Origin of the sequence: Bifidobacterium magnum, from assembly GCF_000741255.1 — a bacterium.
Classification (GTDB): domain Bacteria; phylum Actinomycetota; class Actinomycetes; order Actinomycetales; family Bifidobacteriaceae; genus Bifidobacterium; species Bifidobacterium magnum.
This window is the reverse complement of the sequence record NZ_JGZB01000004.1, coordinates 428,531-450,089: the sequence shown is the minus strand read 5'-3', so window position 1 is coordinate 450,089 and position 21,559 is coordinate 428,531. Positions and strand designations below refer to the sequence as shown.

Sequence of the window (21,559 nt, the reverse complement as noted above, 5' to 3'; positions counted from 1 at the left end):
TGATCAACGAACTAAATCGTATGGCTCTATGATAAAACCTCATGCAAATGTTTGTCAATTCGATGAACTATACAGTGTTTTCGTTGGAAAATAGCCGTTTTTCAACAATTCTGACACGCCGGTAAAAAAAATTCACCCCTCCTTTCGCGCCTTGTCGATCATCAACGGTGCCGTACTCTCGCGCTCCACTAGGCGCAGGGAAAAGACCTCCCGCCACTCGCCTGGGCGCCTCGCTTATCGCCCACCCTCATCTCGACCAGGTCAAGGAAGTGGCCGACCTGTTCTCCAGCTTCGGCGTCGCCACCTATTTGAGCATCTTCTTCGGCGCCCCGCGCCGCATCGGAGGACTGCCCACCTCCGATCCGCTTGATCCCGCCGTACGCCAATGGCGGGCGGATATCGCCACAGACATTTATCGCACCATTCCCCAGTTCGGCGGATTCCTTGTCAAGGCGGACTCGGAAGGCGAACCGGGCCCCTACCAGTATGGTCGCACGCATGCGGACGGCGCCAACATGCTCGCCGAAGCGCTCGCGCCATATGGTGGCACGGTCATCTGGCGAGCGTTCGTCTACAACTCGAAGCAGGACTGGCGCGACCGCACCACGGACCGTGCCAAGGCCACCTCCTCGATCGCCGGCATCGCCGTCGGTTTCATGCTCGACAAGGTCGGATTCCAGTCCAGCGCCGAAGCGCAGACGGCCAGCGTACAGATGGCCATCGCCAACATCCTGTTGTTCGGCGTGTGTTCGCTTAGCCTGGTGGCGCTTGTGATCGCCTTGCGCTTCGCTTTGAACAAGAAGACGCACAAGGTGCTTATCGACGAGGTCCAGCGCCTGTGTGAGGGCGGCGATCCCGAAAGTGTCAAGCCTGAAGTGCGCCGTACCGTCGAATCCTTGACTGGCGTGGCTTACAACAAGTTGCACAAGTTCATCCCCGAAGACCAGGTACAACAAGACTTCGAGGACGCCACGCATGCCGACGCGAACAGTTCCTCGGCAAGCAAGCCCCAACAGTTCTTCTCCGACCCCGACATGGTCACAGCGTAAGGAGACATCATATGGAAACAACTCCCAGCATGGTTCTGCCCGCAATATTCGCCGACGGCATGGTCATCCAACGCGACCGGGATTTCCTCGTGTGGGGATGGACCGCACCCAGCACACCCGTCAGCGCACGACTGGAGCCAGCCGCAGGCGGCGAAGCTGTCACCGCATCCGCAACGAGTACAGCCGACGGCGCATTCGCCATCACGATGCCCGCGCAGCCGGCCGGTACGGGAGCCGTACTCACCGTTTTCACTTCGGTGCATAGCGTGCGTATCGAAGACGTGAGTTTTGGTGAAATATGGGTGGTGGGAGGCCAATCCAACGCCCAGCTTCCCCTCCGGCGCGTCTTGTCCCGTTTCCCGAGGGCGATCGAAGACGCCACCGACATGTCCATCCGCGTATTTCAGGCTCCCGAAGCTTTCAATTTCCATGGTCCGCAATCGGATTGCGCCGGCATGCGCTGGATCCGTACGGGAATTGCGCAACGACACGTTTGTCGAACGCATACGCCAAGCAGACGCGCGCAACGACGCCGAATACGACCGTGAGATAGACGAATACGACACGGGTCTGGCGCAACGCTGGAACGCGCCCGAATATGACGACGCCGACTGGTCGACAATGCGTTTGACGGACACGGCCCAACCGGAATTGCGCCAGCCCGGCGTCATCTGGATCCGCGGCACCGTCCGCGTTCCCCGTGAATTCGTCGGAAAATCGGGCGTACTCAATTTCGGCACCATGCAGGATGCCGATGAAATATACGTTAACGGAACGCTGATCGGCCAAACCGGATACCAATATCCGCCGCGCATCTATCGCATCGACCGTCTTGACGACACCTTGCAGATCACGATCCGGCTCAAAGTACATTACGGCACGGGAGGCCTGACGTCGGGCAAGACGCACACGATCACCGTATTCGAACCGAGCATGGACGCCGCCACATCCGCACCGCTCGGCGTAATCGACTGCGATACGCCGAGCACTTGGCGGTTCAAGCGCTCCATGTTCTTCCGCATGCGCCGGCAGGACACGTTTTTCCAATACAAACCCGCCGCCCCTTACAACGCCGTGCTTGCACCTTGGGGCAACGCCCATGTCACGGGCTTCGTATGGTATCAGGGCGAATCCAACACCTACGAGCCGCGCATGTATGGCGACAAACTTGTCGCGCTGGCCCAATGCTGGCGTGAACTGTTCACCACGCCGAACGCGCCGTTTTTTGCCGTACAGTTGCCCAACCTGGCGCTCGAACCATTCCATGACTGGGCGCGCCTGCGCAACGAGCAGCGCCGCATCATGACTTTGGCCAACACGGCGCTTGTCACCACGGCCGACGTTGGCGAAGACAACGACCTGCATCCCACCGACAAGCTCACGGTGGCAGAACGGGCCGCCACGGCCGCGATGGCGTTGGCCCACCATTCAGGAGAAGAGCCCATGGGACCGTTTACCTGGCATGCGACGCTAAGCCGCGACAACGTCATCTTCATCCATTTCCTGTATGCGGAGTCGGGATTGCGCATACGCGACGGATACCGCGCGCCCACTATCCCCATGATCCGCTACGCGTGGGAGGAATGCCCCGACCTCATTCTGGAAAACCGGCAGGGACTGCCGGCCTCCCCCTTCGAAATTCCGCTGGTCCGAGAAGACGAGGACATGGCCTAAACAACACAATCGCCGCCACGAGTTTCCTCGTGGCGGCGATTGCTATAGATATCCGAATTCGGGAATATCAGACGGCCTGAGCCGGAGTCCATTCCGAATAATCGTTGATCTGTTCCTTCTCCACACCGGCGCGGGCGCGAAGATCGGCTTCAATCTCTTCCAGAGAACGGTTGCGCGTCTCGAAGACGTACTTGCGCACGAACCAGATGGAAACGAGGCACAGCACGCCATAGCCAATGAACAGGCTGCCCGTGCCGAACAGGTCGAGCAGGAACGGGAAGGTAACGGACACGATCGCGTTGGCGGTCCAGTTCACGGCGCTCGCAAACGAGTTGCCAAGACCACGCACGTTCAGCGGGAACGCCTCGCCGATCATGATCCACATGACCGGGCCCCATGTGCCGGAGAAGAACGCGATGTACACGGTCAGGGCCACCACGCACACGATTGCGGCAAGCTGGGAGCCGTCGGACATGCGCATGGCGATGCTCATGACGAACAGCGAGACGGCCATGCCGACAGCGCCAACGATCAGCATGGTGCGACGGTTGACCTTGTCCATGATGGCGATGGCGATGGCCGTCACGATCACGTTGAACACGCCGATGCCGATGTGGGCAAGCAATGCCGCGGACACGCCGAAGCCGACTGCCGTAAAGATGGTCGGAGCGTAGTACAGCACGGTGTTGCAGCCCATGACCTGCTGGAAGATGGCCAGACCAATGCCGAGAACGAGAGCCGGGCGAACCGTCTTCTTGGTGAACAGCTCATGCCAGCCACCGCTTTCGCCTTCGATCTGGGCCTGACGCTGGATGCCGTCCAGCTCTTCCTTGACTGCGGCACTATTGTTGTCGTAGATGCCGTTGAGCACGTGGCGCGCTTCCTGCATCTGGCCCGTACGCACAAGGTAACGCGGGGATTCCGGCAGGAACAGACCGCCGAAGAACAGCACTACTGCCGGCACGGCCGCGCAGCCGAGCATCCAGCGCCAGCCCGTATACATGCCCGAGAACGTGTAGTTGGTGACATACGCCAGGAAAATGCCCGTCATAACCATGAGCTGGAACAGGCCCGAGACCGTACCGCGCTTGCTCGCCTGGGACAGCTCGCTCAAGTAGGTCGGGATCAGTGCGGAGGCGGCGCCCACGGCGAGGCCGAGGATCACACGGGAGATCAGCAGCGTCCAGACTTCCGGAGCGAAAGCGGAGCCCAGCGCGCCAATCACGAAGATCAATGCGGAAATGAGCAGCAGCTTGCGGCGGCCCAAACGGTCCGAAAGCGGGCCGATGAACAGCGCGCCGAGCACTGCGCCCAACAACACAGCGGACACGACCCAGCCCTGTCCCCAGGAACCGAGGTCCATCTGCTTTTCAATGAACAGAATTGCACCGGAAATTACACCGGTATCGTAACCAAATAGAAGACCGCCAAGCGCGCCAAAGAAATAGACGACGCCCTTCGGTAGTCGATGTGTCGTTGCTGCCATTGCAACCCTTTCTTTTCTCTTGGGCCGCAACGCTCGTCATTAAGCGCCACGGCCTCGCCCATCAAGCGGTGAGGCTGCTTTGCTTCATCGTTGTCTGAGTTGTAAACCATTCACTGTTTGGTTCACGCGACATAGTAAACGCATCACCACAATATAGTCAAACCGTTAAATTAAATAATTAAAATACGTAATCCCCTACGGAAAACTAGTTATTCAACGGTTTTACAAAGTGACACACCGAAGCCAAATTACGCCGCAAGCGAACACCGCTCTCCCACAAAATGGACGCCGCCGCCAATCGCACAAATCGTGCGTGTTACAGTGTCGCCAACTCATTACCAATTCTCGGGAAAGCGAACCATACTATGAGTGAACAAATCGACACGATCTGCGTACAGGGCGGCTACCATCCGGGCAACGGCGAGTCCCGCACGCCGCCGATCATCCAGGCCACCACCTTCAAGTACACGTCGAGCGAACAGATGAGCCACCTGTTCGACCTTTCGGAAACCGGCTATTTCTATACGCGACTGCAAAACCCGACCAACGATACGGTGGCCGCGAAAATTTGTGAACTCGAAGGCGGCGTGGCGGCCATGCTCACCTCTTCGGGACAGGCCGCGAATTTCTTCGCGCTGTTCAACATTTGCAATGCCGGCGACCATATCGTCTCCTCCAGCGCCATTTACGGCGGCACATTCAATCTGTTGAACGTGACGATGCGAAAGATGGGCATCACCTGCACATTCGTAAGCCCGGAGTGCAGCGAGGAAGAGCTGGAAGCCGCATTCCAGCCCAACACCAAGGCCGTGTTCGCCGAGTCCGTTTCCAATCCGGCCGTCATCGTGCTCGATTTCGACAAATTCGCTTCCGCCGCGCATCGTCACGGCGTCCCGTTAATCGTGGACAACACGTTCCCGACCCCGATCAACTGCCGCCCGTTCGAATTCGGCGCCGACATTGTGACGCACGCCACCACCAAATACATGGACGGCCACGGCTCGTGCGTGGGCGGCGCCATTGTGGACTCCGGAAACTTCGATTGGCTTGCGCACGCCGACAAATTCCCGGGATTGACCGAGCCGGACGACTCCTATCACGGCGTCCGCTATGCGCAAGACTTTGGTCCGGCGGCGTTCATCACCAAGGCGACCGCACAGCTGATGCGCGACTTCGGATCCACGCCCGCTCCCGTCAATTCGTGGATTATGGGCATGCATTTGGAGTCTCTCGCCGTGCGCATGGCCAAGCATTGCGAAAACGCCCAGAAAGTCGCGGAATGGCTGGCCCAGGACCCGCGCATTTCCTGGGTGCATTTCCCGGGCCTTCCCGAAGACCGCAATCATGAGCTCGCGGAACGCTACATGCCGCACGGTACTTGCGGCGTGATTGCGTTCGGTGTGCCGGGCGGCCGTGAAAAAGTGTCCGCCATGCTGGACCATTTGAAGCTTGTCTCCATTGCCACGCATGTCGCGGACGCACGCTCGTGCACGCTGTATCCGGCCGGCACCACGCACCGCCAGCTCACCGAGCAGCAGCTCGAGGAAGCCGGCGTGGGCATCGATCTCGTGCGCCTGAGCTGCGGCATTGAAAACGCGCAAGATATTATTGACGATCTCGACCAGGCGCTGGCGGCAGTAAGCGAGTGACATGCGGTTCCTATACTGGAACGCATGGAACGAACAATTGTCACCGCGCTCGCCGAACTCGGCAAGCCGTCCGCGCCTGCGGATCCGACCAATGAACAAGACCGGCAGATCGCCACGGACCTCGTGGACACGCTGCAAGCGCACCGCGCCGAATGCGTGGGCATGGGCGCCAACATGATCGGCGAGCGCAAGCGCGTCATCGTGTTTGTCGACGAGGATCTCGGCGGCAAGGCGACGGTCATGTTCAACCCCGTCATTACGGACGCCGAGGGCGCTTACGAAACGGAAGAAGGGTGCTTGTCGCTTGACGGCGAGCGCCCTACGAAGCGTTTCGACCGTATTGAAGTCGAGTACGACAACCGTCGCGGACGCCATTGCCACGCCCGTTTTTCCGGTTGGACGGCGCAAATCATTCAGCACGAAATCGATCACTGCAATGGAGTGATCATCTAGCGGCCTATTTTCGTTTTGACGGTGCTTTTTGACCGCGAAAAGGGATTTTTGCGTAGAAAAAGTACCGTCAAAATGAAAATGCGGGACGGAACTCTCGCGAATTCCGTCCCGCACTCAATTTATGCGACTCAGCCGCGCGTCAGCTTGCGGTGCAGACGGTGCGGACGGGACGCCTCTTCGCCCAGTCGGGCCACCTTGTTCTCCTGGTAGGCCTGGAAGTTGCCTTCGAACCAGTACCAGTTCGCCGGATGGTCATCGTCGCCTTCCCAAGCGAGGATGTGTGTGGCGATACGGTCGAGGAACCAACGGTCGTGGGAAATCACGACGGCGCAGCCCGGGAACTCGAGCAGCGCGTTCTCGAGGGATTCGAGCGTCTCGACGTCCAAATCGTTGGTAGGTTCGTCGAGCAGCAGCAGGTTGCCGCCCTGCTTGAGCGTCAGCGCGAGGTTCAGACGGTTGCGTTCACCGCCGGACAGCACGCCCGTCAGCTTTTGCTGGTCGGAGCCCTTGAAACCGAAGCTCGCCACATAGGCGCGCGTCGGCACTTCCACGCCGCCGACCTCAATGTAGTCAAGACCGTCGGAAACGGCTTCCCACAGGTTCTTGTTCGGGTCGAGGCCCTCACGGTTCTGGTCCACGTAGCTGATCTTCACGGTCTCGCCAACCTTGAGTGAACCGCCCGAAAGCTCCTCGAGACCCACGATCGTCTTGAACAGCGTAGACTTGCCCACACCGTTGGGGCCGATCACGCCCACGATACCGTTACGCGGCAGCGTGAAGCTCAGGTCGTCGATAAGCACGCGGTCGCCGAACGCCTTGTGGATATGTTCGGCTTCCAGCACCGTGGAACCCATGCGCGGTCCCGGCGGGATCTGGATTTCGGAGAAGTCGAGCTTCTTGGAGTTGCGCGCTTCCTGTTCCATCTGGTCGTAGCGTTCCAGACGGGCCTTGTTCTTGGCCTGGCGCGCCTTCGGCGAAGAACGCACCCACTCAAGCTCGTTCTTCAGTCGCTTGGCGAGCTTGGCGTCCTTGGCGCCCTGAATTTCCATACGCTTGGCCTTGGTCTCCAAGTACGTGGAGTAGTTGCCCTTGTACGGATACAGCTGGCCGCGGTCGACCTCGCAAATCCACTCGGCCACGTTGTCCATGAAGTAACGATCGTGCGTGACGGCGATGACGGCGCCCGGATACTGGTGCAGGAACTGTTCGAGCCATAGGATCGATTCGGCGTCCAAATGGTTGGTAGGCTCGTCGAGCAGCAGCAGATCGGGAGCTTCCAGCAGCAGCTTGCACAATGCCACACGGCGGCGCTCGCCGCCCGAGCACACGCTTACAGGCGTGTCCGGATCCGGGCACTGCAGGGCGTCCATGGCCTGTTCCAGCTGGGAATCGAGATCCCAGCCGTTGGCCGCGTCAATGTCTTCCTGCAGCTTGCCCATTTCTTCCATAAGCGCGTCGAAGTCGGCGTCGGGATCGGCCATTTCCTCGCCGATCTTGTTGAAGCGTTCCACCTTGGCGGCAATGTCGCCGAACGCCATCTTGATGTTCTCACCGACGGTCTTGTCTTCGTCCAGCGGCGGTTCCTGCTGCAAAATGCCGACCGTGAAGCCCGGCGTCAACGTCGCTTCGCCGTTGCTGACCGTATCCAGTCCGGCCATGATCTTCAGCAAGGTGGACTTGCCCATGCCGTTCGGGCCGACCACGCCGATTTTGGCGCCCGGCAAGAAGCTCAACGTCACGTTGTCAAGAATCACGCGGTCTCCGTAGGCCTTACGTGCGTTGATCATTTGATAAATAAACTCAGCCAATCCTGATTCCGATCTCTATTAATAAATAAAGCGGTCACAATGCAAGCACCATTATTCCTTAAGCGGTCTACAGACCGCAAGACTTCGGCCACACCCACTCGACAAGTCCGACCGTCTTTCACTGTTCGCAAGTTCGTAACCTAAACGCGCGGCGAATTAACGTAACCCCACTACACTATCCAGCGTTCGACATATCTATGAAAAGAGGGACCATGAGCCAAGATCAGACGCCGCTGGAACACCTATGCCATGTATTGGAACTTGGTGATCCCTCCACGTACCGTGATCATACTTACATTTGCGGGGAAAGCATGTATTTCCCGACGGGCCGCGTCTATGGCGGCCAAGTGATCGCCCAATCGCTGATCGCCGCTTCAAAAACCGTTCCGGAAGACCGTTTGCCCAATTCGATCCACGGGTATTTCATCGCTCCTGGAGACATTCATGAAGATCTGTTGTTCGACGTGGAGACGCTGCGCGACGGCCACTCGTTCTCCGCACGCCGCGTGAACGTCACGCAGTCCCAAGGCCCCATCCTCACAGCCATCGCCAGCTTCCAGAAGCGCGGCCAAACCGGTATTGAATTCGCCGATCCCATGCCGACCGACATTCCGGATCCGGAAACGCTGGCCAGCGCCAAAGACCTTATGGAACCGTTCGCCGACAAGTCCGCATTCGCCGAATATTATGCGGACCAGTCCCCGTTCGACCTGCGTCACGTCACGCCGACGATCATGCTGCATCCCGACAAGAAAAGTTATGAGGCCGATTCCGGCAAGCAGATGGTATGGATGCGGGCCGACGGCACGCTTGACGTTTCCCAGACCATGCATCGTGCACTGCTCGCGCTCGGCTGCGACCAGGTGATGATGGAACCCGTGTTGCGTCGCGGCGGCCTCAGTGTTGCGCAACCGGGCATGAGCTACGCGTCCATCGACCATTCGATGTGGTGGTATCGCGATATCGACGTGACGCAGTGGCATTTGTATGTGCAGGACTCACCCACCGCCGCGCACGGACGCGGCCTGGGCACCGCGAAAGTCTATGCGCAAGACGGTACGCTGGTCGCCTGCATGGTGCAGGAAGCCATGATTCGCGTACCGAACAAGTAACGGCCCGTCACCGCCCGTCTTTTGTGGCCACATACGGGCGGTGACGGCTTTGGTTGGCCTTGACATGCGGATGCTCGGGGCCTTCGTTCGGCGGCAGCTGGCACAGCCACTCGCTGATCATGCCGATAATCATGTCGAACAGCGCCGCCACCGCAGCCACGCCGCATTCGATCATAAGATCGCGGTAATATCCGATTTCCCAATGCTTCCACAGCATGCAGGCCTGTCCCGCGTACCAGCCGACCAGCAGCGCGCCCGCCACAACCAGCGCCTTGGCCAGCACCAGCGTGTTGACCGCCTTGTCCGGATCAATGAATGTGCGCAACGCGGCGCGCTTTTTGGGATCCGTGGTCGTGTACTTGTGCACCTGAATCGCCAGATACAGCACTACGAGGCCCAACACCACCATGAGCACGGACACGATCCACGGCGCCGCGATCATGTTGCTGCCATGACGCTCGCTCATCCACGCCATACCCACGCCGGCCACCAGTCCGATGGCCGCACACAGAACGTACACCCACCATGCAATGCGTTTCGCCATTTACTGTGCGCCCCCAATAATCCAATGGTCCGACTCCAGCCCCGCGAACATCGCGTCCGGCGCACTCGCCAGCAGGAACGGGACGGGATTGCCATCCAATGTAGCGTCGGGGTCCATATCCATCCATGGGGAAAGGAACGCCGCACGTTCGCTGTTGCCTTGCGCCCATGTGCCCGGCTGCATGGCGTCAGGCACGGATTTGTTGTCGAACGCCACCACGGACAGGTGCACAATGCCTTCATGCGTCATGCTCACGGCTTCCAATGCCCGGATCAGGTCCGCCAGGCTCATCGTGGTTTCAATGGCGAGCACGGCTGTGCTCGTGCCCGCGCCTTGCGCCGCGGCCACATGGTACAGCGGGGAAATGCCTATGATCTGGTTGCCGGGGATGCTGTCGAACATCACGATCGAGGCGCGCATGAGATCGGCCGCATTGGTGGCGGCGCTTTCCATGCCGACAATGGCCTCATGCTTTTGCGCCAATGGATCGGGCTTGTTCGGTGCTGGGGACACGGCGTCCGAGTCGGTCGTCACATGGTTCTCGGACTCGGCCGTGACGCTGGCTCCCGCCTGGGCGAACGGTTCGGAAGCAGACAAAGCCATATGCACATCCGCACGCACACGGGTGGCGTGTAGCCAGGAGAGCATGCCGTGCGCCAGCTGGTCGGCGATTGCCGCCATATCGATAGGTGAACCGTTCGCCGTGTGCGCCTGTCCTGCAAGATATTGCGCGCGTTCGGCCACGCGCGCCATATCGTACGCCATGTCGCTATTCGCCGTATTCCAGCGCAAATCCGCCCATACGCGCTTATCGCCGTCCTGCAACGCGATGCCGTTGCAATACAGCTCAATCATGGAACCGTCCCTTCTACAATAAAAGGTCTGATATATGCGGAGCACAATCAGGCCTTGTATACAGGTAATGTACCGAAGAACTACTGCTGCTGTACTCCAACAGTCTTCTTCAACTCTTCCGGAATCGGAACGGGCGGCAGGTCCGAATCGGGACGGTTCGGATTGCTCAGCCAGATCTCACGTTCCGGAGCCTTGCGGATGCCGGAGAAGATGATCTCGAGTTCCTTTTCGTTCAGCGTCTGCTTGACGAGCAGCTGGCGAACGAGTTCGTCGAGAATATCGCGGTTCTGCGTAATGATCGTCCACGCTTCCGTATGGGCGTTCTCGATCATCTTGAGCACTTCCGCGTCCATCTTGTTCTGCGTCTCGTCGGAATAGTCATGCGGACGCAGGCCGTCCATACCGTCGTCGGGGCTTTCCGTCCACTTGACGGCGCCGAGCTCCGTGGAGAAACCGTACTGCCCGATCATGGTGCGGGCGATCTTCGTCGCCTTCTCGATATCGTTGGAAGCGCCCGTGGACGGATCGTGGAATACGATCTCTTCCGCGGTGCGGCCGCCCATGGCGTATGCCATCTGGTCGAGCAGCTGGTTGCGCGTTTGCGAGTAACGGTCTTCGGTCGGCATGACAGCCGTGTAGCCGAGCGCGCGGCCTCGCGGCAGAATTGTGACCTTCGTCACGGGGTCGGTGTTGCGCAAGGCGGCGGCCACCAGCGCGTGGCCACCCTCGTGGTACGCGGTGTTGCGTAGCTCGTCGAGCGCCATGCCCTTGGAACGGCGGCGCGGACCGCTCATGACGCGGTCGATGGCCTCGTCAATGGCGCGGTTGTCAATAAGCTGGGCGCCCACACGTGCGCACAGCAATGCGGCTTCGTTGAGCACGTTCGCCAGATCGGCGCCCGTGAAGCCCGGAGTACGCACTGCGATGGAACGCAGATCGATGTCCGGAACGAACGGCTTGCCCTTGGCGTGCACCTTGAGGATGGCTTCACGGCCTTCGAGGTCCGGAGCCTCCACTGCGACCTGGCGGTCGAAGCGGCCCGGGCGCAGCAATGCCGGATCGAGCACGTCGGGACGGTTGGTCGCCGCGATGATGATGAGGTTCGTGTCGTTGTCGAAACCGTCCATTTCCACGAGCAGCTGGTTCAGCGTCTGCTCGCGTTCGTCATGGCCGCCGTTCATGCCGGCGCCACGCTTGCGGCCGACAGCATCGATCTCATCGATAAAGATGATTGCCGGGGCGTTCTTCTTCGCCTCGTCGAACAGGTCACGGACACGGGATGCGCCGAGACCCACGAACATTTCCACGAAGTCCGAACCTGCCATGGCGTAGAACGGTACGCCCGCCTCGCCTGCGATAGCGCGGGCGAGCAACGTCTTACCGGTTCCAGGAGGACCATACAGCAGCACGCCGCGCGGGATGCGCGCGCCGAGCGCCTTGTACTTGGAAGGATCCTTGAGGAAGTCCTTGATTTCCTCAACTTCCTGCACAGCGGCGTCTTCACCGGCGACATCGGAGAACTTGGTATGCGGGATCTGGCCGTCAAGCAGCTTGCCCGAGTTCTTCTTGCCACCCATGCCGAGCATTCCGCCGGCGGAGCCCATACGGCTCATGAGGAACCAAATCAGCACCAGGAAGATGACGAACGGCAGGATGGACGTCAACACGTACGTCCACATGCTCGTCGACTTCATGGTGGTGGTCCAACCCTTGGCCGGGGCGGCCTTTTCGATCGCGGTCACCACATCGGCACTTTGCGCATAGGCATAGTAGAACTGCACGTTCTTGCCATAGTTGCGCTCTTTGCCCGTGTCCGGACTCGTAGCCTTGTAGTCGTTTTTCAGCTCAAGCTTGACCTGCTGCGTGTTGTCCACGATCGTCGCGTAGGAAACATCGCTCGCATTGTCTTTCAGGATGGCCATACCATCTTTGGTGGTAATGGTCTGTGCGCCTGAACCCGAGAACAATTGGAACATCATTACGCCGATCAGCACAATGATGATGGCCCACAGCCAGGGAGAGCGCCAGAATGAACGCGGCCCGTTAGACTTGTTCCCGTTCCCGTTTTGGCCGTTGTTACCGTTGCCAAACGGGTTGTTGAACGGGTTCGGCCGATTTCCATTCTGATTCGGCCCCTGGAAACTCATGAATTTGCTCCTTTATACACCTCCGGCTTAAGCACGGCGATGGAGTCGAGGTTGCGATATTCCTCGTCATAGTCCAAGCCAAAGCCAAGCACGAATTCGTCGGGAATTACAAAGCCCTTATATTTCAACTCAACTTTAGCGGTATGGCGGGCCGGTTTTTCCAGCAGAGAGAAAATTTCCACGGATTTGGCGCCACGGCGGTTCAATTCACCTACGAGCCAATGCAAGGTGTTGCCGGAATCCACAATATCTTCCACAATGAGCACGTCTTCGCCGGCCACATCGTACGAAAGATCCTGGCGTACCGTGATCTTGCCCGTGGATTCGAATCCGGAGCCGTAGCTGGACAGCGACATGAAATCCATCTTCATCGGGATGGTCATGGCCTGCGTCAGTTCGTAATAGGTAGCTACAGCACCCTTAAGCACGCAAATAACAATAGGCGTTTTGCCTGCATAATCCTTGTCGATCTGCTTAGCTACTTCATGGATTCGGTTAACAATTTCATCATGAGAAAGCATCTCATGGTCTATGATGTCCTGCACGTCTGCGATTTGCATGCCCTTTATCTTTGCACAAACGAATGACGTGTGGCCAACGAAGTGCCGAATAGTGTTTTGCGACACGTACGGGACGCTGCCCGTGCCATGCGCAAATCAATTGGTCGATGGCCTCGATTTGGGCGGACCCGTGCGGAATATCGCAGTTCGCAAGCGCCTGGTCGAGCACGCGGAAACGCAGCGCCTCGGGTGCTTCCCGCAGCGCGTCGACATCAAGTTCGGCCAGCGTCTCCACGCATTCATCATCGCGAGCGCCGTCATCCCCGGGCGCCGCAGGTGTCGGAAGCGCCATATGTACAGCTTCGTCATATAGAGACGCGGCTTGGGCGTTCAGATATTCCACATCGCGGCGCGCGATGCGCGTGGCCGCCACGAGGCGCGACACCATGTCGCGGCCCGCGAAGCGGTTGAATTCGGGCATAAGCGTGTGTCGTACGCGTGAGCGCAGCGGATAGGCGGCCGGCAGCGGCTCCTGCGGCGCGATATGGTCGCCGTTGGTCGGGTCGTCCCACCAATGCAGCCCCAGATCCTGGCACATGGCCGTCGTCTGCTCGCGCGTCACGTCCATGAGCCAAGGGCGCAGGAATAGCACGCCGTCCACGCTGGTATGGTCGGGCATACCCGCAAGCGCGTCGGTTCCGGCCGCGCGAATCAGGTCGATAAGCACGCTTTCCGCCTGGTCGTTGGCCGTATGCGCCAGCAGGATGGCCGAAGCGTCATATTGTTGCGCCGTTTCCACGAATGCCCCGTAGCGTGAGGCGCGCGCGTCCGCTTCCTCTCCTTGGCCGCTTGCCGTCACAGTTACGGGCACCACCACCACGGGATCAAGTCCGAGTTCCCGGCATTGTTCGGCGGCGTGCCAGCTTACCTCATGCGAGCCTTCTTGGAGCTGGTGGTCCACGAGTACGGCTCCGCACCGCAATCCCCATGCCGCGCACACGATATGGGCCACGGCGGCAAGCGCCAGCGAATCGCGGCCGCCCGAGCATGCCACAAGCAGCAGCGGCGCGTCGGGGGGCTGGCTCATGGTGCCCGTGTTGTGCGAATTGGGCGGATTGGCGTCCGAGGTTCCAGCGTTCAAGTTGACGTCGCAATGCGCCGATTCCCGTTTTAAGCGCAGCCGAATATGCCATAATGCCGCCTTTCGATGGTCGCCGGACGCCCCGGCGCGACCGTTTACAGTTCGGTAAGCCCCGCCATGAACGTGTTCATGGCCGCTTTCGCCTTGGTGACGTCCTTCGGGTTGTTGATGACGATGCTGAACGCCGCCACTCCCCCGTTTTGCCGCGACACATTGCCTGTAAGCGCGGTGACTTGACTCAAGGAGCCCGTCTTCACGCGCATGAGTCCGGCTGCGTTGGCGGAGGCGAGGCGGTATTCGGCCGTGCCCACGAGTCCGGGAATGGACAGGCCTTCCGCCGCCGCCACGGCGTTGCCTGGCGTGAGGTTGCGTTCCTGGACGGACACGAGCGTCTCGACGGTCAAGTGCGATCCCGGTGACAGTCCCGAACAGTCCGCCATCTGCAGGTCACCCGTCGGGATGTGCAGTGTTTCAAGTTCTCGGCGCACGGCGGTGGTGGCGCCTTGCGGCGAATTGTCCTCGTGCATGTGGATGGCGAGCAGCCTGCCGAACTCTTCGGCGAGCGTATTGTCCGAATGACGCAGCATGAACCGCATAATCGAGCTCAATGTTGCGGAACGCACTTGTGCTACGGGCTCCAGTTTGGCGAGCTTGTCGTGGCCGGCGTTGTCGATGCCGCTGACGCCGCCCGTTACGGTGATGCCCGCGTCGCGCAGTTTTGCGGCGAACATGTTGGCCGTGTCTTGCGCGGTGTTCTGGGACAGCGGCGGATACGCTTCGAACAGGTCGGGATCGGCCGGCTGGTTGCCGTTCCATTGCCGGCCGCCGTCAATCGCCATTGAGGAGACGCCCGTGTAGTACAGGTTGTCGCCGTTGTTCTCGCCTACACGTTCCGGGTACCGTTGCGTGCCGAACAAGGTGTCGTCATATGCGAGTTTGACCGAGGTGATGCCGCGTTTGCCCAGTGCGGCCGCCGTCTGGTTGGCGAGCGTGGCCAGTCCCGCGCGCCCGTTGACGTGGTTGGGATCGCTTTGTCCGCTTGACAGCAGCATGTCGCCATTGCCTTGCAATACGATGCTAGCCGACTGCGGATCCTCATTCGTCACATACACATTGGTCGCCAGCGTCGATCCCATGTTCAGTTGGGACGCGGCCGCTAGGCTCGTCAGCGTTTTCATGGTGGAGGCAGGTTCGCGCGGTGCTGTCAATTCATGGGAAGCCACAATGGTGCCGTCGGTTTGCGCGATGGCCACCGACACGTCCGATCCGACACCATCCGCTGAGGTGAGCGCATCTACCAGCGTTTGCGCGCGCTCGGTATCAATAGTCTTGCCGGTGTCCGCCCGCCCCGGAAAATCAGCGGCGGGAATCGTCTCTTGGGGTGCGCCAAGCGTACGTACGGATACGGGGTCGGTAGTGATGACGCCATGCACGAGTCCCGTGGCGTCGGCCACGATATATGCCGCACACAGCGCCACCGTGACCGCAACCGTGATGATGACGCGCAGCCGGCGCGCCCGCACGGCACGAATATACTGCGCGTGCGATTCACTGTTCTGCTGCACGAACCGCGCCCACTTCCTTCATCTTGGGCTGATCGGCCTGCGATTCGGCGCTGTCGCTGCCACCGCTATGGACGATCGGCTTCCATTCGGCCTTGGAGAACACGGCTTGGAACGAAATCGGAATGTAGCTGAGCATGTACAGCGGGAAGCTCAGCACGTAGGCGATAAGCTCGCGGTTCGTGGCGCCCACCTGGTCGCGTTCGGCCAGAATAGTCAGCGCGGCAAGCGCCATCATGCCCACGCAGGACAGCACACAGCCTCCCACCCAGCTGCCGATATAGCCAAGCTGGCTGGACCATGTGACGAATCCGAACAATGCGAACAGCAGTCCGAGGCCCATGCGGATCATGGCGAGCAACATGAACGGGCACAGCAGCAATGTGAAGTCGATGGCCGAGAAATCGTGTTCCATGATGGCGCGGCGGATCAGAGACGGACCATAATAACGGAACACTTGCAGGAATCCCTTGCTCCAACGCAGGCGCTGGCGCCAGCTTTGGGCGAAGGTGACGGGCTGCTCGTCATACAGGATTGCGGTGCCGCAATAACCGATGCGGTCGCCATGGAGCAGCGAGTCCATCGTAAATTCGAGATCTTCGGTAAGCAGATGGAATTTCCAACCGCGGTTGCGCTGCATGATGGACTGCGCGAACATGAATCCCGTGCCGCCCACATGGCACGAATTGCCCAGCATCATGCGCGAGGCGCTCAGGAAGCGCGATTCGCGGATAAACCAGAGCGCCGAGCCGCTCGAGACCCAGTTTTCGCTGGTATTGACGGAATTGCGGTAGCTCGTCAAAATCTTGAATCCGGACTGGAACGCCTTGTTCATTTCGGCGATGTAGTGCTTGTCCAGGCGGTTGTCGGCGTCGAACACGATAAACGCGTCATACTGCTCGGCCACATGGTGGTCCATCATATAGTCGAGCAGATAGGTCAGCGCATAGCCTTTGCCGATTTGTTCCTGGTTGAAGCGTTCCACCACGTTGCAGCCCAAGGACCGCACGAGGTCCGCGGTATGGTCGGTGCAATTGTCGGCGACGAGCCAGATGTCCACAAGCTCGTAGGGGTACGTCTGCTGCTGGATGTCGTGGATCAGGTTGGAGATCACGGCTTCCTCGTTGCGCGCCGAGATCAATACGGCGTACCGCTTGTCCATAGGAGCGTCGGGGAATGGGGCGGGCTTGGAAAATAGTGATAGGACAATACATAAGCCTTGGTAGATGATGCCAACGGCACCCACCGCAACCATAAGAATGTTTACCACATTGAGCAAAGCCATTAGCGCCAGTTTCTCCTAGGATTCTTCCGGTCCTGTGTGTCACTGGCCGAGTTTACTCGAGACTCTTCCCCGTCCGTGTTGTCCGCGGCGGGGGGCCGCGGCAGGCGGGTTGTCTTGCAATCCTTGCAATCCCGTAGTCGTTTGGGCTGCCGCGGCCTTCTTCTTGGGAATGGCCACGGTGGCGGCGTCTTCCATATTCTGACTCTCCCCCGCACTCTTGGAGTCATTGGGTAAATCGTAGGCGGCGCGCTGCAATGCGCGAATACGGTCGTCGAACGTGACCTTGGACGAGCTGCCCTTGGCGGCGCGCGGCGGCATATGCTTGGCCATCTGCCCCGTGAGCGCTTCGGCGCCTTGTACAAGGTTCGATTTCTTTGTGGGCACGGGATCGTTCATGAGCGGCACATCGATAAGTTCATAGCGCTTCGTGTACACCTTGAACAACACCTGCAGGCTGGCCGTAATAGGCAGCGCGAGGAACGCTCCCAGTGCGCCGAAGATCGAGCCGAATACCAGCACGGCGAGGAACGCGACGCAAGGATTGAGGTCCATCGTACGCTGGGAGACCTTCGGAGCAAAGATGAAGTTCTCGATCTGCTGGTAGCAGGTGATGAACACAACCACACCCACCGCATACCAGATGCCGCGGTCGCCCCATGCGAACAGCACGGGCAACGCGCCGCCAATATAGGTGCCGATGGTCGGCACGAACTGCGAAACTAGACCGCAGAACAACGCCAACGGCAACCAGTATGGCACCTTGATCACAATAAGGAACACCGACATGAACGTGGCGCTGAGCGCCGCCAGAATCGAGCGCGAGAACAGGAATCCGGAAATCTGGTCCTGCACAATGCTCCATCCGAGAATGAACTTGCGCTGCGTGGTCGGGGCCATCCATTGGCACAGACTGCGACGCAGCTTCGGGCCGGCCACGGAAATATAGAACGCCACCATCAGCGCCGTCACCAAATCGATAAGGCCGCCGGCCACGCTCACGGTCGTACTGACAGCCTGTCCCGCAAAATCGGTGACCCAGGAAGTCTTGATATTTTTCATAATTTCGGAACTCAAGTCCGAAATTTGCGGCAGCTGCACATGGAACGAACTTTGCAACGTGGCCGCAATGTCCCTATATAGGTCCGGCAATCCGGAAACCATGGAAATAAGCTGGTTCACGAACATATTGCCGAACAGGAACAGCAATACGAGAATGATAATGATCAGGCCCACCAGACAGGTGACGGCCGCAATACCGCGTTTCCATCCGTGGCGGATCAGCATTTCCACAACGGGTTCCACCGCAAGGGAAACAAACAGGGCGATGACAATGTCTAAGACGATATAGGAAATTTTGCCCCAAGAGGAATAAGCGAACCATGCCACGAATACGCCAATGGCCGTATATAGCAGCGCACGGCTAAACCATTCGGGAGGGCGGCGAGGGTCACCCTTGGCCGGAAAAATTGAAGCCAAATCGAGTTTTTGGCTATTGGCTTTCTCTTCTTTTTCTATAGCATTAGACGTATTGCGCGAACCCATGTGGTTATTGTAACGATTAACCACCATTCTTGCTCATAATGAACAGTAACAGTCATGGCGAAACAATATTCTGGAACCTATGTTGAAAGTCTCGCTTATTATTCCGGCGTGGAATGAGGAAGAGCACATTGTCGACTGCCTCCTCAACGCCACACGGCAAACCGTGATGCCGCATGAGGTGCTCGTGGTGGACAACCGTTCCACCGACCACACGGTGGAGCTTGTCCAAGAATTTATTCGCGAACATCCTGAAGCCCCGGTGCAGTTGCTGCATCAGAACGAGGAACAGGGACTCATTCCCACCCGCAATTACGGTTTCAACCATGCAACCGGCGATGTGTTGGGTCGTTTTGACGCCGACTGCATGCTCAAGCCCGACTGGGTGGAGGTCGTTTCGGGCATTTTCACCGAAGACGCCGAAGCGATGGGCGCCACGGGACCGGTGACGTATTACGATATGCCGATCCGCAAGATCTCGTTGCGCGGCGACAACAGCGTGCGCCGTCATTCCTACCGCGCGGACGGCGGCCAGGTGCTGCTGTTCGGTTCCAACATGGCCGTGCGCAAGACGGCGTGGGACATTATCAAGGACGAGGTCTGCCCCGACAAGGAAGACAAGATGCACGAGGATATCGACATCTCGCTGCACCTGTTGGGACGCGGATTGAAAACCGTCTATTCCCAGCGCATGATTTGCGGCATTTCCGCGCGCCGCATGGACACGTCCCTGCGTTCGTTCCACAGCTATATGGACCGATTCAAGAACACGTTCAATGCGCACCCCGAACACTGGCGCAAACACAAGTCCGAACATACGCTGTATCTGATGTATCCGTGGCTGCACGCCCTCTACCCCATCTACCAGCAGTATTTGGAATTGCGCGACATCAATCCGGCCGTGCGCGTGTGGCTCAAGGAACAGATGAAGCGCGCGCGCAAATCCGGCGAAACGCTGGACGACCTTCCGGACAGCGAGCTGACGATGAACGCGGACGACGAAGCCACCAGCGACGGACTCGACGAGATGGTCGACGCCGGCACCTATACGACGGCTGACGAGTAATCGACCGTACGGTTATTCATATATACAGTTCATCTATATAAAGTCCATATATAAAAGGCGCCCCGCCATAACCAATACGGTTGTGCGAGACGCCTTTATTATTGTTAATTGTTATGCGGTTGTCCCGGCCGCGCCGCCATCCGCGAACGGAGGTGTTTCACAGCTGTTTCACGGATGGTGCGCGCGGCGGAATGAACCAAGCAGCTTACTTCGTAATCGTCATCTCATGCTTCTTGGTCCAGAAGCTCTGGATCTCTTCAAGCGAGCGGCCCTTGGTTTCCGGAACTAGGAACTTCACGCCGATGAAGGCCACAATATCCATGACGGCCCAGAACAGGAACGTGCCGCCACCCCAATGCGTGAACATGACGGGCGTGAACTGGGCGACAAGGAAGTTGGCGCCCCACGTGAACATGGTGCAGAAACCGGCGGCGCGACCGCGCATGTAGGTCGGGAACAGCTCGGAAACCATGACCCACGTGATCGGGCCGAGCGAGTACGCGAAGAAGATAATGACCATGCAGCTGAACAGCACGGTGAGCCAGCCGGCCCAGCTGAAGATCATCGACAGACCCATGAACACGTACGAGATGCACATGCCGATGGTGCCCGACAGCAGCAGCGGCTTACGGCCGATACGGTCGATCAGATACAGGCCGACGATCGTGGCGATGACGTTCACGGTGCCCGTCACGGCCGAGCACAGGAAGGCCGTGTTACCGCCCGGGAACAGATCCTGGAAGATGGTCGGAGCGTAGTAGAAGATGGCGTTCTGGCCGGCCCACTGGTTGAACAGCGCGAGGAAGATACCCACGATGAGCGCGTAGCTCAGCGGCTTCTTGAACAGGTCGGAGAACTTGCCCTTCTTGTCGTCGTCAATGGCGGTTTCAATTTCCTTGACGGAAGCGTTGGCGGATTCCGTGCCGCCAATACGCTCGAGAATCGTGAAGCCCTCTTCCTTGCGGCCGTGCTGCAGCAGGAAACGCGGGGATTCCGGCAGGAACACCAGCGCGATGAAGAACACGAGCGCCGGGATGGCGCCAATGCCGAGCATGAGGCGCCACGCCCTGTCCGCGAAGGACGAGTGGATGCCGCCGCCCATGGAGATGAAGAAGTTGATCACATCGGTCAGCAAAATGCCGATCGTGCACAGGAACTGGTACATGGCGGACAGCGTGCCGCGGATACGCGTCGGGGCGCATTCAGTGATGTACGTGATGGCCAGCGACGAAGACAGGCCGATACCGAGACCGCCGATAATACGGGCCGTGACGAGCGTGCCAGGTGTGGTGGTGGCGGCGGACCACAGTGCGGCCACGAAGAATAGCGCAGCGCCGACCATGAGCACCGGGCGGCGGCCGAACTTGTCGGACACAAAGCCCGACACGCCCACGCCAACCACGCCGCCAATCATGATGGACGACACGATAAGTCCCTGCATACCGTCGCTCAAGTTCCACAACGCGTTCAAATAGGTAATGGCACCAGAAACGCTGGTGGTATCGTAACCGTACAGCAGGCCGGCCAGACCCGCGCTAATCGCCAAAAAGACTACAAATTTCGTTGAACCGCTTTTATTGGTCGTCGCTACGCCAGTGTCGCCTTCGACAGGCTGCGACTCAATCGCCTCAGACATGATTCCTCCTTTGCCAATCATCTTCGGTTCCCGGAACTTTCTCTCTCTGCCGC

General features: G+C 59.1%; 17 protein-coding genes and 1 pseudogene. 7 read left to right on the top strand and 11 right to left on the bottom strand.

Features of this window, described 5'->3' with window-relative positions:
* The first annotated feature begins 167 nt into the window (after positions 1-167).
* Genes BMAGN_RS07905 through BMAGN_RS05520 form a run of 3 tightly spaced genes read left to right on the top strand, consistent with a single transcriptional unit; the run spans position 168 to position 2,723 of the window.
* Positions 168-1,049: a hypothetical protein gene (locus BMAGN_RS07905; RefSeq protein ID WP_081640812.1), complete on the top strand. Its 882-nt coding sequence runs from the start codon at positions 168-170 to the stop codon at positions 1,047-1,049.
* Between the two features lie 11 nt (positions 1,050-1,060).
* A complete protein-coding gene (locus BMAGN_RS08305) occupies positions 1,061-1,597 on the top strand; it encodes a hypothetical protein (protein ID WP_152593246.1) in 537 nt (178 codons plus the stop codon).
* Positions 1,527-2,723: a sialate O-acetylesterase gene (locus BMAGN_RS05520; RefSeq protein WP_022859005.1), complete on the top strand. Its 1,197-nt coding sequence runs from the start codon at positions 1,527-1,529 to the stop codon at positions 2,721-2,723. Before BMAGN_RS08305 ends, BMAGN_RS05520 begins: the two co-directional genes overlap by 71 nt.
* A gap of 67 nt (positions 2,724-2,790) precedes the next feature.
* Here BMAGN_RS05520 and BMAGN_RS05515 read toward each other — a convergent pair whose 3' ends face one another.
* Entirely contained in the window at positions 2,791-4,209 is a 1,419-nt protein-coding gene (locus BMAGN_RS05515; RefSeq protein WP_051126578.1) for a sugar porter family MFS transporter, read from the bottom strand.
* Positions 4,210-4,574: 365 nt separating this feature from the next.
* Here BMAGN_RS05515 and BMAGN_RS05510 point away from each other — a divergent pair, with 365 nt between their 5' ends.
* Both BMAGN_RS05510 and BMAGN_RS05505 read left to right on the top strand, forming a co-directional pair.
* A complete protein-coding gene (locus BMAGN_RS05510; protein WP_022859003.1) occupies positions 4,575-5,858 on the top strand; it encodes an O-acetylhomoserine aminocarboxypropyltransferase/cysteine synthase family protein in 1,284 nt (427 codons plus the stop codon).
* A 24-nt stretch (positions 5,859-5,882) separates the two neighbouring features.
* A complete protein-coding gene (locus BMAGN_RS05505) occupies positions 5,883-6,311 on the top strand; it encodes a peptide deformylase (protein ID WP_022859002.1) in 429 nt (142 codons plus the stop codon).
* Between the two features lie 128 nt (positions 6,312-6,439).
* Here BMAGN_RS05505 and ettA read toward each other — a convergent pair whose 3' ends face one another.
* Entirely contained in the window at positions 6,440-8,119 is a 1,680-nt protein-coding gene (ettA, locus tag BMAGN_RS05500) for an energy-dependent translational throttle protein EttA (RefSeq protein WP_022859001.1), read from the bottom strand.
* 212 nt (positions 8,120-8,331) lie between these two features.
* On the opposite strand from ettA, the gene BMAGN_RS05495 reads away from it, so the two are divergent.
* A complete protein-coding gene (locus BMAGN_RS05495) occupies positions 8,332-9,231 on the top strand; it encodes an acyl-CoA thioesterase (RefSeq protein ID WP_022859000.1) in 900 nt (299 codons plus the stop codon).
* A gap of 7 nt (positions 9,232-9,238) precedes the next feature.
* Here BMAGN_RS05495 and BMAGN_RS05490 read toward each other — a convergent pair whose 3' ends face one another.
* The 8 genes and pseudogenes from BMAGN_RS05490 to BMAGN_RS05455 all read right to left on the bottom strand — a co-directional run bounded on the left by BMAGN_RS05490 (position 9,239) and on the right by BMAGN_RS05455 (position 18,807).
* Positions 9,239-9,775, bottom strand: coding sequence for a DUF3180 domain-containing protein (locus BMAGN_RS05490; protein WP_022858999.1), 537 nt, complete (start codon positions 9,773-9,775; stop codon positions 9,239-9,241).
* A complete protein-coding gene (locus tag BMAGN_RS07900; RefSeq protein WP_022858998.1) occupies positions 9,776-10,630 on the bottom strand; it encodes a hypothetical protein in 855 nt (284 codons plus the stop codon).
* Between the two features lie 80 nt (positions 10,631-10,710).
* Positions 10,711-12,777, bottom strand: a complete 2,067-nt coding sequence (gene ftsH, locus BMAGN_RS05480) for an ATP-dependent zinc metalloprotease FtsH (protein WP_022858997.1) — start codon at positions 12,775-12,777, stop codon at positions 10,711-10,713.
* Positions 12,774-13,337 (bottom strand): hypoxanthine phosphoribosyltransferase, encoded by a 564-nt coding sequence (gene hpt / locus BMAGN_RS05475; protein ID WP_022858996.1) that lies wholly within the window; start codon positions 13,335-13,337, stop codon positions 12,774-12,776. Before hpt ends, ftsH begins: the two co-directional genes overlap by 4 nt.
* Positions 13,300-14,470, bottom strand: a pseudogene (tilS, locus tag BMAGN_RS05470) (tRNA lysidine(34) synthetase TilS). Before tilS ends, hpt begins: the two are co-directional and overlap by 38 nt.
* Positions 14,471-14,513: 43 nt before the next feature.
* A complete protein-coding gene (locus BMAGN_RS05465; RefSeq protein WP_022858994.1) occupies positions 14,514-15,983 on the bottom strand; it encodes a D-alanyl-D-alanine carboxypeptidase/D-alanyl-D-alanine-endopeptidase in 1,470 nt (489 codons plus the stop codon).
* Positions 15,967-17,265 carry a glycosyltransferase family 2 protein gene (locus BMAGN_RS05460; protein WP_022858993.1) on the bottom strand — a complete coding sequence of 433 codons (1,299 nt, stop codon included), beginning with the start codon at positions 17,263-17,265 and terminating at the stop codon, positions 15,967-15,969. The genes BMAGN_RS05465 and BMAGN_RS05460 overlap by 17 nt, the downstream gene beginning before the upstream one ends.
* A gap of 39 nt (positions 17,266-17,304) precedes the next feature.
* Complete coding sequence (locus tag BMAGN_RS05455; protein ID WP_081931561.1) at positions 17,305-18,807, bottom strand: AI-2E family transporter; 1,503 nt, start codon at positions 18,805-18,807, stop codon at positions 17,305-17,307.
* Between the two features lie 79 nt (positions 18,808-18,886).
* Between BMAGN_RS05455 and BMAGN_RS05450 the strand changes: the two genes are divergently transcribed.
* Entirely contained in the window at positions 18,887-19,870 is a 984-nt protein-coding gene (locus BMAGN_RS05450; RefSeq protein ID WP_022858991.1) for a glycosyltransferase family 2 protein, read from the top strand.
* A gap of 205 nt (positions 19,871-20,075) precedes the next feature.
* On the opposite strand, the gene BMAGN_RS05445 is transcribed toward BMAGN_RS05450, so the two are convergent.
* Positions 20,076-21,506, bottom strand: coding sequence for a sugar porter family MFS transporter (locus BMAGN_RS05445; protein WP_022858990.1), 1,431 nt, complete (start codon positions 21,504-21,506; stop codon positions 20,076-20,078).
* Positions 21,507-21,559: the final 53 nt, after the last annotated feature.

Excerpts from the sequence above, each read along its gene's own strand:
- BMAGN_RS05460 (WP_022858993.1), bottom strand. The coding sequence starts at position 17,265 with ATGGCTTTGCTCAATGTGGTAAACATTCTTATGGTTGCGGTGGGTGCC.
- ftsH (WP_022858997.1), bottom strand. The coding sequence starts at position 12,777 with ATGAGTTTCCAGGGGCCGAATCAGAATGGAAATCGGCCGAACCCGTTC.
- BMAGN_RS05495 (WP_022859000.1), top strand. The coding sequence starts at position 8,332 with ATGAGCCAAGATCAGACGCCGCTGGAACACCTATGCCATGTATTGGAA.
- BMAGN_RS05450 (WP_022858991.1), top strand. The coding sequence starts at position 18,887 with ATGTTGAAAGTCTCGCTTATTATTCCGGCGTGGAATGAGGAAGAGCAC.
- BMAGN_RS08305 (WP_152593246.1), top strand. The coding sequence starts at position 1,061 with ATGGAAACAACTCCCAGCATGGTTCTGCCCGCAATATTCGCCGACGGC.
- BMAGN_RS05515 (WP_051126578.1), bottom strand. The coding sequence starts at position 4,209 with ATGGCAGCAACGACACATCGACTACCGAAGGGCGTCGTCTATTTCTTT.
- BMAGN_RS05445 (WP_022858990.1), bottom strand. The coding sequence starts at position 21,506 with ATGTCTGAGGCGATTGAGTCGCAGCCTGTCGAAGGCGACACTGGCGTA.
- BMAGN_RS07900 (WP_022858998.1), bottom strand. The coding sequence starts at position 10,630 with ATGATTGAGCTGTATTGCAACGGCATCGCGTTGCAGGACGGCGATAAG.
- hpt (WP_022858996.1), bottom strand. The coding sequence starts at position 13,337 with ATGCAAATCGCAGACGTGCAGGACATCATAGACCATGAGATGCTTTCT.
- BMAGN_RS05505 (WP_022859002.1), top strand. The coding sequence starts at position 5,883 with ATGGAACGAACAATTGTCACCGCGCTCGCCGAACTCGGCAAGCCGTCC.
- BMAGN_RS05490 (WP_022858999.1), bottom strand. The coding sequence starts at position 9,775 with ATGGCGAAACGCATTGCATGGTGGGTGTACGTTCTGTGTGCGGCCATC.
- BMAGN_RS05455 (WP_081931561.1), bottom strand. The coding sequence starts at position 18,807 with ATGGGTTCGCGCAATACGTCTAATGCTATAGAAAAAGAAGAGAAAGCC.
- BMAGN_RS05510 (WP_022859003.1), top strand. The coding sequence starts at position 4,575 with ATGAGTGAACAAATCGACACGATCTGCGTACAGGGCGGCTACCATCCG.